At 52.0% G+C, this 14,193-nt stretch carries 12 protein-coding genes; 3 read left to right on the top strand and 9 right to left on the bottom strand.

What is annotated here, in order from left to right:
- Positions 1-81: 81 nt before the first annotated feature.
- From xdhC to guaD, 4 genes are read right to left on the bottom strand one after another with little or no spacing between them, the layout of a single operon-like run.
- Positions 82-855 (bottom strand): xanthine dehydrogenase accessory protein XdhC, encoded by a 774-nt coding sequence (gene xdhC, locus MNO13_RS11655; protein WP_241940017.1) that lies wholly within the window; start codon positions 853-855, stop codon positions 82-84.
- Positions 852-3,197 (bottom strand): xanthine dehydrogenase molybdopterin binding subunit, encoded by a 2,346-nt coding sequence (gene xdhB, locus MNO13_RS11650; protein ID WP_241940016.1) that lies wholly within the window; start codon positions 3,195-3,197, stop codon positions 852-854. The genes xdhC and xdhB overlap by 4 nt, the downstream gene beginning before the upstream one ends.
- Positions 3,187-4,623 (bottom strand): xanthine dehydrogenase small subunit, encoded by a 1,437-nt coding sequence (gene xdhA / locus MNO13_RS11645; protein ID WP_241940015.1) that lies wholly within the window; start codon positions 4,621-4,623, stop codon positions 3,187-3,189. The genes xdhB and xdhA overlap by 11 nt, the downstream gene beginning before the upstream one ends.
- A complete protein-coding gene (guaD, locus tag MNO13_RS11640) occupies positions 4,620-5,951 on the bottom strand; it encodes a guanine deaminase (protein WP_121813573.1) in 1,332 nt (443 codons plus the stop codon). Before guaD ends, xdhA begins: the two co-directional genes overlap by 4 nt.
- Positions 5,952-6,320: 369 nt before the next feature.
- On the opposite strand from guaD, the gene ydfG reads away from it, so the two are divergent.
- Both ydfG and MNO13_RS11630 read left to right on the top strand, forming a co-directional pair.
- Positions 6,321-7,070 carry a bifunctional NADP-dependent 3-hydroxy acid dehydrogenase/3-hydroxypropionate dehydrogenase YdfG gene (gene ydfG, locus MNO13_RS11635; RefSeq protein WP_064546315.1) on the top strand — a complete coding sequence of 250 codons (750 nt, stop codon included), beginning with the start codon at positions 6,321-6,323 and terminating at the stop codon, positions 7,068-7,070.
- A gap of 93 nt (positions 7,071-7,163) precedes the next feature.
- On the top strand, positions 7,164-7,850 hold the full coding sequence (locus MNO13_RS11630; RefSeq protein ID WP_232885802.1) for a GntR family transcriptional regulator: 687 nt from the start codon (positions 7,164-7,166) through the stop codon (positions 7,848-7,850).
- 59 nt (positions 7,851-7,909) lie between these two features.
- Here MNO13_RS11630 and MNO13_RS11625 read toward each other — a convergent pair whose 3' ends face one another.
- The 5 genes from MNO13_RS11625 to MNO13_RS11605 form a co-directional block, all read right to left on the bottom strand.
- A complete protein-coding gene (locus MNO13_RS11625; RefSeq protein WP_237930296.1) occupies positions 7,910-9,361 on the bottom strand; it encodes a mannitol dehydrogenase family protein in 1,452 nt (483 codons plus the stop codon).
- A gap of 140 nt (positions 9,362-9,501) precedes the next feature.
- On the bottom strand, positions 9,502-10,902 hold the full coding sequence (locus MNO13_RS11620; protein WP_064546309.1) for an MFS transporter: 1,401 nt from the start codon (positions 10,900-10,902) through the stop codon (positions 9,502-9,504).
- Positions 10,903-10,965: 63 nt separating this feature from the next.
- Complete coding sequence (locus MNO13_RS11615; RefSeq protein WP_064546307.1) at positions 10,966-11,979, bottom strand: Zn-dependent oxidoreductase; 1,014 nt, start codon at positions 11,977-11,979, stop codon at positions 10,966-10,968.
- 14 nt (positions 11,980-11,993) lie between these two features.
- Entirely contained in the window at positions 11,994-13,208 is a 1,215-nt protein-coding gene (gene rspA / locus MNO13_RS11610; RefSeq protein WP_064546305.1) for a starvation-sensing protein RspA, read from the bottom strand.
- Between the two features lie 187 nt (positions 13,209-13,395).
- Entirely contained in the window at positions 13,396-13,722 is a 327-nt protein-coding gene (locus tag MNO13_RS11605; RefSeq protein ID WP_121815628.1) for a YnfA family protein, read from the bottom strand.
- Positions 13,723-13,835: 113 nt separating this feature from the next.
- Between MNO13_RS11605 and MNO13_RS11600 the strand changes: the two genes are divergently transcribed.
- On the top strand, positions 13,836-14,186 hold the full coding sequence (locus MNO13_RS11600) for a DUF1283 family protein (protein ID WP_064546304.1): 351 nt from the start codon (positions 13,836-13,838) through the stop codon (positions 14,184-14,186).
- The last annotated feature ends 7 nt before the right edge of the window (positions 14,187-14,193 follow it).

The raw sequence follows: 14,193 nt of genomic DNA, 5'->3' as shown, positions 1-14,193 counted from the left end.
GGAACACGCTCACGCTTTTCCACCCTACGAAGAAAGTTAAGTGATTGTAGGGCGGATAAGCGTGAGCGTCATCCACCAGGCTCAACTCGCCGCCTGATACACAGCAATTATTTCGGCGGTGATGGCTACAGCAATTTCGGCTGGCAGTTTACCTTTCACGTCCGGCAGCCCCACCGGGCAACGTAAGGTACTGAGTTGTTCCGCCGTGATGCCTTTTCCCGCCAGCCGATACTCAAAGCGCTGGCGTTTAGTCTGCGAGCCAATTAACCCGAGATAACGGTAATCGCCGCGCTTAAGTATCGCTTCGGTCAACTCCAGATCCCGCGGATGGCTGTGGGTCATGACGATAAAATAACTCTGCGCAGGTGCGGCGTGAACTGCATCCAGCGGGTCTTCTGCGTGAACGGTTTTCACCCCTTGCGGGGCGTCAGAAAATAAATCGGCGCGCTCATCAACCCAGGTAATGTGACAGGGTAACGTTGATAACAGCGCCACCAGCGCCTGCCCGACGTGGCCTGCGCCAAATACCGTGATCTGCGGTTGTGCCTGAATCAACGGTTCAAACAGCACCGTGGTCATGCCGCCACAGCATTGCCCAAGCCTGGCGCCCAGATTAAAATGCTCGGTATGCAGCATCGTGCTTTGCTTCTCCAGCATGGCACGTGCCATGGCGATAGATTGATATTCCAGATGCCCGCCACCGATAGTCAGAAACGTCTGTTCACGGCCAACAATCATTTTGGTGCCACAGTTTCGCGGCACCGAGCCTTTGTCAGCCAACACAGTCAACAACACGCAAGGTTCGCGCCGCTCGCGCAACTGCATCAAAATAGCGATCCATTCATCGTCGTTCATGGCGCCTCCTGACAACCCCAAAATACGCGTTCTGGCGTGGCGGGCGCATCCAGCATTGGGTGTTTCAGGTAATCAGTGACACTTGCCACGGCGTCCTGTAAGGCGCACCACACGGATATTCCCAGCATAAACGGCGGTTCACCGACGGCTTTTGAACGATAAACGGTGTGCTGAGGGTTGGCATAATTCTCCAGCAACTTAACCCGTAAGTCGGCTGGCGCATCGCTTATCGCCGGGATTTTGTAGCTCATCGGGCTGTCGGTCAGCAACCGTCCTTTGTCATCCCAGACCAACTCTTCGCAAGTCAGCCAGCCTGCCCCTTGCACAAAACCACCTTCAATTTGCCCGATGTCGAGTGCCGGGTTCAGCGAATTGCCAACGTCATGCAGAATGTCGGTACGCAACAGACGGTACTCTCCGGTCAGCGTGTCGATAATCACTTCCGAACAAGCCGCCCCCCAGGAGAAGTAATAGAATGGCTGCCCACGACCGGCGGCACGGTCGTAATGAATTCCCGGTACTTTGTAGAACCCGGTGGCAAACAGCGGGACCTGGTTCAGCCAGGCAAGACTGGCGATTTCACTAAAGCTAAAATGCCGCCCAGGGACTTTCACCACGCCATTACGAAACTCCACTTGTTCGGTTTCGCAACCGTGTAAACGACAGAGCATTTCTACCAGCCGCTCTTTAATGGTCAGTGCGGCAATTTCCGCCGCTTTACCGTTAAGATCGGCACCCGATGAAGCCGCCGTCGGTGAGGTATTCGGCACTTTTCCGGTGTTGGTTGCGGTGACCTGGATCTGTTCGACGGGGATTTGCAACACCTCCGCCACCACTTGCGCCACTTTGGTGTTTAGCCCCTGGCCCATTTCTGTGCCGCCGTGGTTGAGCTGCACCGTGCCATCGGTGTAAATCAGCAGCAATGCCCCCGCCTGGTTGAGGAAACTGGAGGTAAAAGAGATGCCGAATTTTACCGGCGTCAGCGCCAGACCGCGTTTGAGTATTGGGCTGCTGCGGTTAAAATCCGTGATTTCTGTGCGGCGCTCTGCGTAATCTGCGCTGGCCTCGAGTTGACGGGTAATTTCCGTCATGATGTTGTGTTCGACCGTTTGATGGTAGTGCGTCACATTGCGTTCAGTGTCGCCATAGTAGTTACGCTTACGCACTTCCAGCGGATCAAGGCCAAGCTCCCGTGCGATGTGGTCCATAATCTGTTCGATGGCTACCATACCTTGCGGCCCGCCAAATCCACGGTAGGCGGTATTCGATGCCAGATTGGTGCGGCAACGGTAGCCAGTCACGCGCGCATCACCGAGGTAATAAGCGTTGTCGGCGTGGAACATAGCGCGATCGCAGATCGATCCTGACAGATCCAGCGAATATCCGCAGTTAGCCGCCAGATCGATAACCACTCCGTTCAACATGCCAGAATCAGTGAAACCCACGTCATAGCGCACAAAAAACGGATGCCGTTTGCCGGTAATACGCATGTCGTCACGGCGTGCAAGACGCATTTTTACCGGGCGGCCAGTTAATACCGCTACCAGCGCGGCGTGGCAGGCAATACCCGCCGCCTGGGTTTCTTTGCCGCCAAACCCACCGCCCATGCGGCGCATATCTACTGTGACTTTGTTCATCGTGACGCCAAGCACTGAAGCCACCAGCTTTTGCACTTCTGTCGGATGCTGGGTTGACGACCAGACCATCACGCAGCCATCTTCCCCAGGCTGTACCACCGCAATCTGTCCTTCGAGATAAAAGTGCTCCTGGCCACCGATATGAAATTGCCCCTGAATGCGGTGCGCAGCGCTTGCCAGCGCAGCATCAGCATCACCGCGTTGATGAACGTGCGGTTCCTGAACATAGTGTTCGCGACGTAATGCCTCTTCAACATCCAGCACCGCTTCAAGCACGTCATATTCGATAGCGATCTTTTGCGCGCCTGCACGCGCGGCTTCTGGGGTATCGGCGGCTACCGTGAGGACAACCTGGCCGTGATACTCAACTTTGTCGCGGGCAAATAGCGGGTCGCCTGGCGCTAACGGGCCAATATCCAGCTCGCCGGGAACATCCTGCCAGCTAAAAACGCGGACTACACCGGGAATGGCGTAACATTCGCGAGTATCAATATTGAGGATGCGCGCGTGGGCGTGTTGGCTGAGAACCGGGCATAAGTGCAACATGCCGGGCAAAGTCAGTTTGTCATCAATGTATTCCGCTTTGCCGCTGACGTGTTTATCTGCGCTTTCATGTTTGCGGCTTTCGCCTGCGCCACCGTGCAATTTGCGAGAAAACTGCTCGATCAATGACTGTTCTGACAGGCGCACAGGATTAGTTGACATAATGTTGTACCTCCAGTGCGTAAGCCGTTTCGGCGTGTTGTAGCACCAGGCGTCGTAGCAGATTTTGCGCGAGTTTCAGGCGATAGACTCCGCTGCCACGGAAATCACTTAACGGCTGGAAATCTTCGGCCAGCGCGGCACACGCCTGAGCCAGTGATTGCGAGTTGAGCGGCAAACCTGTCAGCGCGTTTTCAGCCCCTTTTGCGCGCGCCGGAACCGCCGCCATGCCACCGAAAGCCAGCCGAGCGCTCTGCACTTTTCCGGCGGAAAAATGCAGGTTGAATGCGCCAAAGACTGTCGAAATATCGTCATCCATCCGTTTGGATATTTTCCATGCGGCAAACGTCGGGGAGACTGCCGCCCGCTCAATAATAACCGCAGTGATAAATTCCCCAGGTTGCAAAGCTGTTTTGCGATAACTGAGGAAGAATTCATCGAGCGGCAACGTGCGCAGTTCATCACCGCAGCGCAATTCCAGTTGCGCACCGAGCGCCAGCAGCATTGGCGCACCATCGCCAATCGGCGAAGCGTTTGCCAGATTTCCGGCAAGCGTGGCGTGATGGCGAATTTGCGGCGAGGCAAAGCGGTCGAGCATCTGCGAAAACGCCGGGATCGCTGGCTGTAAAACCTCCTGACACGCCTGCAATGTTGCCATCGCCCCAATGCGAATTTGGCTGTCGGTGATGGAAACCGTTTTGAGTTCATCCACCTGATTGAGTGCAATAATCAATGGCAGTGTCTGAAATTGCTGGGTGATAGTCAGCACCAGATCGGTACCACCAGCCAGCAAGCGAGCCTGCGGATTTTGCTGGTACAGCGATGCCAGTTGCTCAACGGTCTTTGGCAACAGGCAGCGGTTGGATTTACTAAGCTCGGCGACCTGCGATTGTTGCAGCGACTTTAAGCGTGCGACAGTTTGCATCTCAGTGCGAGTAAACTGGTCAGTACGCGTACCGCAACTTTGCTGCATCGCCTGAATAATTGGCCGATAACCCGTACAACGGCACAGGTTTCCGGCGAGTTGTTTTTCTATCTCATGACGGTCAGTCGGGCTATGCGCTTTTTGCAGTGCGAATCCCGACATCACAAAACCTGGGGTACAAAAACCACATTGCGAAGCGTGGCAATCGGCCATCGCCTGCTGCACCGGATGCAATTTGCTGCCGTCTGCTAAATCCTCCACGGTCAGCAACTGTTTGCCATCAAGCTGGCTGACCAGCGTGATGCAGCTATTGGCGCTGTCATAGCGCATTTTCTCGCCATCAACCTGGCCAAGCACCACCGTACACGCCCCGCAATCACCCGATGCGCACCCTTCTTTGCTGCCACAGCGCAGTTCACTGCCGCGCAGCCAGTTCAGCACCGTGGTATTCGGGTCAACGTTATCAAGGGTCTTTAAGGTTTGATTGAGCAAAAATTGAATCATGCCGCGACCTCCAGCGTGCCACGTTGCCAGACGCATTTACCGTTTACCCAGGTGTGCCAGATATTACGGTCATCGCCGAGCGTCATCAGCACGAACAACTTTTCATAAATATCCCGACTGTTGGCGTAGCGCAGTTTCTGCAATGGCGTTACGGCTAAGTCCAGCACCACAAAATCCGCCTCTTTACCGGGCAGGAAGTTGCCGATTTTATCATCCAGATCCAGCGCGTGTGCACCTCCCAATGTAGCGTGATAAAACGCTTCGCTAGCGCACAGACGGTATCCTTGCAGTTGGGCAACTTTGTATGCTTCGGCCAGGGTTTGTAGCATGTTAAAGGTGGTGCCTGCGCCAACGTCGGTGCCAATCCCCATGCGGATCCCCCGCTCATGGCACTGTTTGAGGTTAAACAGCCCGCTGCCGAGAAACAGATTTGAGGTTGGGCAAAAGGCGATGGCCGATTCAGTGCGGTGCAGGCAATCCCATTCACACTCTTGCAAATGGATGGCGTGAGCAAACACGCTGCGTTTTCCGGTGAGTTGGTACTGGTGATAAACGCCAAGATAGCTTTCAGCGTCGGGCCACAGGTTTTTCACCCATTCCACTTCGGCACTGTTTTCACTTAAATGGGTATGCAGCCAGGTATCGGGAAATTCTTCGCGCAGTGTCTGCACCACTTTGAGTAATTCAGGTGAAGATGTCGGCGCAAAACGCGGCGTCAGCGCATAGTTCAGGCGCCCTTTTTTATGCCAGCGCTGAATCAACTCACGCGTTTGCTGATAACTTTGCGCCGGTGTTTCGGTAAGATATTCCGGTGCGTTGCGATCCATCATCACTTTGCCCGCAATGATGCGCATGGAAAGATGTTCTGCCGCGCTGAAAAGCGCTTCCACCGACTGCGGATGCACCGTGCCAAAAACCAATGCGGTGGTGGTACCGTTGCTCAACAGTTGGCCAAGGAAAAATGCTGACATTTTCGCGGCGTACGAACTGTCCTGATATTGGCTCTCAACCGGGAAAGTGTAAGTTTGTAGCCATTCGAGTAACTGTTCGCCATAAGCGCCTATCATTTCTGTTTGCGGATAATGCAGGTGGGTATCAACAAAGCCGGGAATGATTAATTTGCCGCGATAATCGAGATAATCACTTTCGCTACGCAAATGCATGCGCCCTTCTTCCCATGGCAACAAAGCCACCACCGTACCGCCATCAATAAATAACAACGCATCATCATGGTGACGCGCATTCGCCAGCAACTCGTCAGGACGAGTCCCGGTTTGGGTTATATCGAAGAACTGGCCGCGTAACGCCTGCGTGTAATTAACTGTCATCGCTATGCCTGTAATGGTTTTGTGAAGAATGAGTTAATGATTGCAATGTTGATGCCACATTGAGGTTTGTCTTTAATCTTTTTTATAACAGTAGCTTAGAATACATTTTCCTTTGCTGCGCAACATTTAAGCAACTTTAGAGAGGGCAATCGGTTGCTTTTGGTCGCAATCGGTTGCCTTTTGGTATTATTAGTTGAGGATGCAAAAATCCGCGGGGTCTCATGCACCAGAAAGTTGCACACGGCAGATACCGCTGCACCAGCAGCGTGCAGGCCCTTGCAACGTCGTTTTTAGCACAAAGTTGAATTATCACTAACTGCCTTAGCATGCTAAGGTATTACCAAACAAAAACCTTTGAGGAACAGTGAGATGATTATTTTGGTGACCGGTGCAACTTCCGGATTTGGTGAGAGTATTACTCGTCGTTTCGTACAACAGGGTCATAAAGTCATTGCTACTGGACGCCGTCAGGAACGTCTGCAAGAGCTCAAAGATGAGCTGGGTGAAAGCATCATTACGCTGCAACTTGATGTGCGTAACCGTGCGGCTATCGAAGTGGCGATGGAACAGTTACCGGCGGCCTGGCGCAACATCGATGTGCTGGTGAATAATGCGGGCCTGGCGCTGGGTATGGAACCAGCTCATAAAGCGGACCCGGATGACTGGGAAACGATGATTGATACCAACAACAAAGGCCTCGTGTATATGACGCGCGCCGTGCTGCCTGGCATGGTCGAGCGTGATCGCGGTCATATTATTAATATCGGTTCTACCGCGGCTAACTGGCCATATGCTGGTGGCAACGTGTACGGGGCCACGAAAGCATTTGTGCGCCAGTTCAGCCTGAACTTACGTACCGATCTGCATAAGACGGCAATCCGCGTGACGGATATCGAGCCTGGTTTGGTCGGCGGTACTGAGTTTTCCAATGTACGTTTCAAAGGTGATGACGGCAAAGTCGAGAAAACCTATGAAAACGCCAACGCTTTAACCCCTGAAGATGTGACCGAAGCGGTTTGGTGGGTGGCGACACTGCCTAAACACGTCAACATCAATACGCTTGAGATGATGCCGGTTAGCCAGACGTTTGCTGGATTAAGCATTCACCGCGAAGGTTAATCACCTTGTCCATATTCGAAGGGATTTCGGGTATGGGCGACCGTGCAAATAAATGTTAAATTTGCACGGTTCTTCCAAAAAAAGAAAAATTTAATGCTACCGTCAACATTGCTTAACCCCACTCAGCCCGTTAACCAACAAATCTATCGCATTTTGCGTCGCGATATTGTGCGTTGCCTGATTCCGCCAGGAACGCCGCTGTCTGAAAAAGAAGTGGCAATCCGCTTTGAAGTGTCCCGCCAACCGGTTCGTGAAGCCTTTATCAAACTGGCGGAAACTGGCCTGGTGCAAATTCGCCCGCAGCGTGGAACTTACGTTAATAAGATTTCCGTCAGCCATGTTAAGAACGGCTGCTTTATCCGTGAAGCGATTGAGCGTGCGGTAGCGAAGCGTGCGGCAAGTATGGCGACAGACGAGCACCTTTATATGCTCGAGCAATTGCTGAACCAACAACGCATCGCCATTGACCGCAACCAGTTAGACGACTTCTTCCAGTTAGATGACGAATTTCACCAGCAACTGGCGCTGGTTGCCGATTGTAGCCTGGCCTGGGACACGGTCGAAAACATCAAAGCGACGATGGACCGGGTGCGTTATATGAGCCTTGATCACGTTTCGCCACCAGAGATGCTGCTCGCACAACATTACGATATTTTCGACGCCTTAAAACGCCATGATGAAGACGGTGTGGATCAGGCGATGTACCGCCATCTGCATGAGATTAGCCAGTCGATATTATTGATTCGTAAAGAGAAGCGTGACTGGTTTAGTGAAGAGTAATGTTTGAAGAAGAATGATTGAAGTCTCGCCCGTCACCGGGCGAGATTAATATGTAGTATTTAGAACTTAGCCACTGTCGCTTTCGCACCGTTTTCACGTAACGCCAAATAACTCTCAGTGACTCGCTGAACGAATTTCTCGTTAGCTGGCAGATCCTCACCAAAGATAGTTTTCAGCCCCAGCAGAGCTTTAACACGGGTTTCCCCTTCTTTGCTTGACGCCACCGCTTGCTGAATCGCCGGCAGTAATGGGTCGCTCACTTCAATTGGATTACCCTGCTCATCAACACCGCCAACATAACGCATCCAACCTGCAACACCCAGCGCCAACAGATCAAACTGACTACCGTTTGCCAGATGCCAACGAATAGAGTCTAACCAACGTTGTGGCAGCTTCTGGCTACCGTCCATGGCAATTTGCCAGGTACGGTGACGCAGTGCCGGGTTGGTGTAACGGGCAATTAATGAATCCGCATATTTTGCCAGATCAACACCCTGCACGGTTAAGGTAGGTGCTTGTTGTTGCAGCATTAATGCCTTAGCAGTCCGACGGTAGTTTTCATCCTGCATACATTCAGAAATATGCTGATAACCCGCCAGGTAACCCAGGTAAGCCAGGAAGGAGTGGCTGCCGTTGAGCATGCGAAGTTTCATTTCTTCGTATGGCAGAACGTCTTTTACGAGTTCCGCGCCTGCTTTTTCCCATTCAGGACGGCCAGCAACGAAGTTATCTTCGATGACCCACTGACGGAAAGGTTCGCAAGCCACAGCCGCAGGATCAGCAACGCCGGTCGCTTGTGCCACTTGTTCCAGCGTTTCAGCCGTAACCGCTGGCACAATGCGGTCAACCATGGTGGATGGGAATGTCACATTCGCTTGGATCCACGCCGCCAGTTCCGGGTTCAACGCCTGCGCATAGGCAGTAATAACGTTACGGGTGACATGACCGTTTTCAGGCATGTTGTCACAAGACATCACGCTAAATGCTGGCAGACCCGCAGCTTTACGGCGCGCCAGCGCTTCAACAATCACACCTGGCGCAGATTTTGGCTGCTGTGGATTAGCAAGATCATGGGCGATTAACGGGTGGTCCAGCAGGATGGTGCCGGTAGCTGGAGTGTGGCAATAGCCTTTTTCAGTCACGGTCAGGGAAACAATGGCCACTTCAGGTTGGGTCAGTGCACTAAATACCGCTTCCAGACCATCAACCTGCGCATGAATGGCGTCTTTCACCACACCCACTACGCGGCAATGCCAGGCGTCGGCAGACATTTCTGCCACGCTATAAAGGTTGTCCTGCTGCTTCAAATCAACAATTTGCTGCTCGCCACCAATCAAATTGACTTCGCAGTAACCCCAGTCGCTACCATGTTCATTAGCCAGGATGTCGGCATAAACTGCCTGATGTGCGCGATGGAACGCACCAAAACCCAGATGAACGATGCGTGATACCAGTTTGCTACGGTCATATTTCGGGAGAATAGCTTTTGCAGATAAGAGTTTGTTTTCCATTTTTACAACTCGCTGTGTAGTAACTTGGGGACAGCTACAGACTACCTGCTATGGTAGTCTGCATTTTGATTTGAATTAAACTTTAGCCATTTGGTATGACACGAAATTCAAAGCTGTATAACAACTCATGGTTTGCGCTTTCACACATGCAGGCCTTTTACCGCGCGCTGTGATTTTGGCGTTTCAGCGGCATCTTCCAGTACGCTGAGGTCGCGGTCTCTGACTTCCGGCATCAGCAGTGCTGAAATCAAACCAACGACAGAGTAAGCAATCATCATCACTACAATCGGCCACCAGGAATCGGTCATGTTGACGAAAATACCCGCCAGCACCGGGCCAAAGCCGACGGCTACCAGACCACCCGCCTCTTTAGATATTGCCATTCGGGTAAAGCGATTACGCGAACCAAACATTTCTGCCATGGTGATATTTTCCAGAGCAAACAGCCCCAGTACCGCCACATTATGAATAATGATGATCGAGGCCATAATCACATTCACCTCGTTGCTCTTATCCATAATCATCGACAGCATTGGATACGCGAGAATAATCGAGGAGATACTGACGATAATATAAGGAACACGACGCCCTATTTTATCGGACAGCCAGCCGAGGAATGGAATGGTAAAGAAGCCAATCACGGAGCTAATCATCAGGGCATCGGTCGGTACACTTTTCTCAAACAGCAGTGTCTGAACGAGGTAACCGGCGAGGAAGGTTTGAATCAGCCCTGAGTTACCCGCCTGACCAAAGCGCAGCCCTGTAGCCAGCCAGAATGATTTACTGGTGAACATCGCACCCAAAGAATGGGTTTTATCCGCGGCTTGTTTTGCCGCCGCAGTGTTCCCTGCTTCGTCGTTTACTTTCTCAAATACCGGGCTTTCTTTGAGGTTCATACGCAGCCAGATGGCAAAAATCATCACCACTACACTTGCGAGGAACGGCACACGCCAGCCCCAGGCCAACAACTCTTCTTTTGACAGGAAGAAGAACATGATGGCCCAGATAGCGGTCGCTGATAATGTGCCGCAGTTAGTCCCCATCGCCACCAGCGAAGAAATAATGCCGCGCTTACCTTTTGGCGCATATTCAGCAAGCATGGTTCCGGCACCGGATATTTCGGCACCCGCACCCAATCCCTGAATAATACGCAGCAACACCAGTAACATCGGCGCAAAGATACCAATTTGCGCGTAGGTCGGTAACACGCCAATTAAGGTGGTACAGATCCCCATCATGGTGATGGTAATAAACAACACTCTCTTACGACCAATGGTGTCCCCCATGCGGCCAAAGAAGAAAGCCCCCGCTATACGGGCGATGTAACCGGCTCCATAAGTCCCCATCGCCAGGATAAGTGCCATAGCGGCAGATTGTTCCGGGAAGAAGATTTCGTGGAAAACCAGTGCCGCCCCAAGGGAGTACAACTGGAAATCCATGAATTCCAGCGCGGTTCCCAGCCAACCGGAAACCGCGGCTTTAACTAAATCGGATGTACTTCTTTCAGGCTGACTATTATTTAGCTCTATTTTTGTATTCATTTTTCTGTTCTCTGCAATTTGTCGTTGTAGGTACAGCAAATATTCGGGTTCAGAGGTTGTTGCTTAGAATTTCAATAGGACCTTGCAGCATTGCTTTTGGTCTTTCTCGAAGAGTTCCATTGCATCAAGCACCTGTGTGTAGGCGTACTGGTGGGTGATGAGTTTCTCCGGTTGGATCTTCCGCTCAGTCATCCAGTTAATGACCATTGGGAATCGATTACTGTTAAGGCGCGAACTATAAATAGTCAGTTCTTTGCTAGTGATGGCCTGCTGGCTCAGAACACAGGGATCAGAAGAGAATCCCATAATGCCAATACGTGCCGCAGGCGAGGCAATGCCGATAGCTTCCGGCAAAATCGAAGGATGACAGGCAGCGTCAATGATAAGCGTCGGGCGAATGCCCAGTTTTTCGAGTTCGGTTTTCAACTCAATATGAGTGTTGTTGATGACCCGGTCAGCACCATTGGCTTTCGCCATATCCAGGCGTTCATCAATACGATCAGCAACAATGATTTCTTTCACGCCGTAAACACCGCGCAGTGCCTGAATCGAGGTTAACCCCATTGGGCCTGCGCCATAGACAAGCGCCGTATCCAGCGGGCCAGGATTCATCTGGCTACAAATGTTTGCCGCAATGGTAAACGGCTCGACCATGGTGGCTTCGTTATCGGGAATACTGTCTGGCACCCGATGCGCATTGTGGGCAGGCAAAGTGACATATTCGCTAAACCCGCCATCGCGATGTACGCCAACCACCTGAAGTTCAGCGCAAACATTTGGCCGCCCGACTAAACACGGATAGCAATGACCGCAACTCACCACCGGGTCGCCAACCACGCGCTCGCCAATGCGTGAAGACTCAACACCTTCACCCACCGCATCTATGTGGCCGAAAAACTCATGTCCAATGACGCGTGGGTATTTAGCAAACGGGTTATGGCCACGATAAATATGCACATCGGAACCACAAATACCGGCGCTGCTCACACGAATACGCACTTCTCCCGGTTGTGGTTGTGGAACGGGACGTTCTTCAATGACCAATTTTTCAGGCTGCTGTATGGTTACGCTTTTCATAGTTTTCTCTCCTGTTACCAGTTCCACAAGGTGCCATCTTCAAGGCGTGCGACCGGCAAGTAAGCAGGTTCGTAGGGGTATTTCGCGGCCAGTTTTTCGTCGAACTCAATTCCGATGCCCGGTTTTTCACCCGGGTGCATGTAGCCATTGTCGAACGTCCAGTTGTGTGGGAACACTTCGAGCATTTGTTCGGAGTAACCCATGTATTCCTGCACGCCGAAGTTCGGTACCCACAAGTCAAAGTGCAGCGCCGCAGCGTGGCAAATTGGCGAAAGGTCAGAAGGCCCATGCGAACCGGTGCGCACCTGGTAAAGCGAAGCAAAGTCGGCAATTCGGCGCATCCCACTGATGCCGCCCGCGTGAGTGATGGTGGTGCGGATGTAATCGATAAGCTGTTCTTCGATAAGCTGTTTACAGTCCCAGATGCTGTTAAATACTTCGCCCACTGCGATCGGCGTAACGGTGTGTTGACGAATTAAACGGAAGCACTCCTGGTTTTCGGCAGGTGTCGGGTCCTCCATCCAGAACAAGCGGTGTTCTTCGATGCTCTTACCAAAGCGCGCAGCTTCGATTGGCGTCAGACGGTGGTGCATGTCATGCAGCAGATGTTCGTTAAAACCAAATTTATTGCGCACCGCTTCGAAAAGCTTCGGTGTGAAATCGAGATATTTTTCAGTGGACCACAGCTGTTCTTCCGGCCAGTCGCCTTTGGTTGCTGGTTCGTAAGCCTGCCCTTTTCCTTTTGCCATGCCGTAGGTCGTTTTCATGCCGGGCACACCGCACTGCACGCGAATGGCTTTGAAACCCAACTCTTTGTGACGCGCGTAGTCGTCCAGTACCTCGTCGATGGAATGGCCGGTGGTGTGGCAGTAAACCATCACTCCTTCACGGGATGCGCCACCCAACAATTGGTATAGCGGCATGTTGGCGGCTTTGGCTTTAATGTCCCATAACGCCACGTCGACCGCCGAAATTGCCGACATAGTGACAGGGCCACGACGCCAGTACGCACCTTTATAGAAGAACTGCCAGATATCTTCGATGCGATGTGCATCTCGGCCAATTAACTGCGGGCAGACATGATCTTTGAGGTAGGAGGCGACAGACAACTCGCGGCCATTTAACGTGGCATCGCCCAGCCCGGTGAGTCCATCGTCAGTAGTAATTTTTAGCGTGACAAAGTTACGTCCAGGGCAAGTGACAAAAACTTCTGCTTTTACAATCTTCATTCGGATTCCCTTACAACACATTGGTCGACAGTCTTCAATGCATGTAAAACTACGTCACGACCAACTACCATACAAGTATGCTTATTGAATTTTAGCGTGTTGAGTCACAATTAATTTGTGACTCTTGCGTAGTGTTTCAGTGGGAATGCGAGAAAAGCAGGAAGATTATCCGAAGGGAAATGACGTATCAGGCGCGGCCCCAACCCGCCACGATAATTAACATGCCGCTAAACGCGACGGCCGCCCCCACCCAGTCGTATGTACTTAACTTAACGCCGTCAATCCAGCGTAACCACAGCAAAGCTGTCATCACATAAACCCCGCCATAAGCGGCATACACGCGCCCACTAGCTGCCGGATGGAGGGTTAACAGCCAGACAAACATCGCCAGTGATAATGCCGCGGGAACCAGCAACCACGCCGAACCATCGCGTTTTAACCAAAGCGTCGGTAAAACACAGCCGATGATTTCAGCGAGCGCAGTAACAAAAAAGAGCAAGGTTGTTTTGATCATATTGAACATTGTCTGGAATAATGAGGTCAATAAGTGGGTCATCTGATATATCCCACTCGCCAGTGGTATTTTTTACATCAACAAAAGGGGCTTCACCCTAAAAGGAATCGACAATGAACACAATCCTTCGCAAACGTCTGTCCGTGGCAATTTTGCCGTTGGCAATGTTGCTGAGCGCAGTTGCGTTTGTTCAACCAGCTCATGCTCAGACAAGTAAGCTGATCGTTGAGTCAGGTGACAATGCGCAAACTCGCCAGGATGCGGCGATGGACAAAGAGCAATGGAATGACACACGCCAGTTGCGTCAGAAAGTGAACAAACGCACCGAGAAAGAGTGGGATAAAGCCGACGTGGCTTTCGATGCCCGTGATAATTGCCAGAAAAGCACCAACCTTAACGCCTATTGGGAACCCAACACCCTGCGTTGTCTGGACCGTCGTACCGGTCGCGATGTCGCACCGTAACTGGCAA

Origin of the sequence: Buttiauxella ferragutiae (assembly GCF_022637515.1) — a bacterium.
Classification (GTDB): Bacteria; Pseudomonadota; Gammaproteobacteria; order Enterobacterales; family Enterobacteriaceae; genus Buttiauxella; species Buttiauxella ferragutiae.
The sequence above is the reverse complement of the archived record's forward strand: the minus strand, read 5'-3'. Positions and strand labels throughout refer to the sequence as shown.

Excerpts from the sequence above, each read along its gene's own strand:
- xdhC (WP_241940017.1), bottom strand. The coding sequence starts at position 855 with ATGAACGACGATGAATGGATCGCTATTTTGATGCAGTTGCGCGAGCGG.
- xdhB (WP_241940016.1), bottom strand. The coding sequence starts at position 3,197 with ATGTCAACTAATCCTGTGCGCCTGTCAGAACAGTCATTGATCGAGCAG.
- xdhA (WP_241940015.1), bottom strand. The coding sequence starts at position 4,623 with ATGATTCAATTTTTGCTCAATCAAACCTTAAAGACCCTTGATAACGTT.
- guaD (WP_121813573.1), bottom strand. The coding sequence starts at position 5,951 with ATGACAGTTAATTACACGCAGGCGTTACGCGGCCAGTTCTTCGATATA.
- ydfG (WP_064546315.1), top strand. The coding sequence starts at position 6,321 with ATGATTATTTTGGTGACCGGTGCAACTTCCGGATTTGGTGAGAGTATT.
- MNO13_RS11630 (WP_232885802.1), top strand. The coding sequence starts at position 7,164 with ATGCTACCGTCAACATTGCTTAACCCCACTCAGCCCGTTAACCAACAA.
- MNO13_RS11625 (WP_237930296.1), bottom strand. The coding sequence starts at position 9,361 with ATGGAAAACAAACTCTTATCTGCAAAAGCTATTCTCCCGAAATATGAC.
- MNO13_RS11620 (WP_064546309.1), bottom strand. The coding sequence starts at position 10,902 with ATGAATACAAAAATAGAGCTAAATAATAGTCAGCCTGAAAGAAGTACA.
- MNO13_RS11615 (WP_064546307.1), bottom strand. The coding sequence starts at position 11,979 with ATGAAAAGCGTAACCATACAGCAGCCTGAAAAATTGGTCATTGAAGAA.
- rspA (WP_064546305.1), bottom strand. The coding sequence starts at position 13,208 with ATGAAGATTGTAAAAGCAGAAGTTTTTGTCACTTGCCCTGGACGTAAC.
- MNO13_RS11605 (WP_121815628.1), bottom strand. The coding sequence starts at position 13,722 with ATGATCAAAACAACCTTGCTCTTTTTTGTTACTGCGCTCGCTGAAATC.
- MNO13_RS11600 (WP_064546304.1), top strand. The coding sequence starts at position 13,836 with ATGAACACAATCCTTCGCAAACGTCTGTCCGTGGCAATTTTGCCGTTG.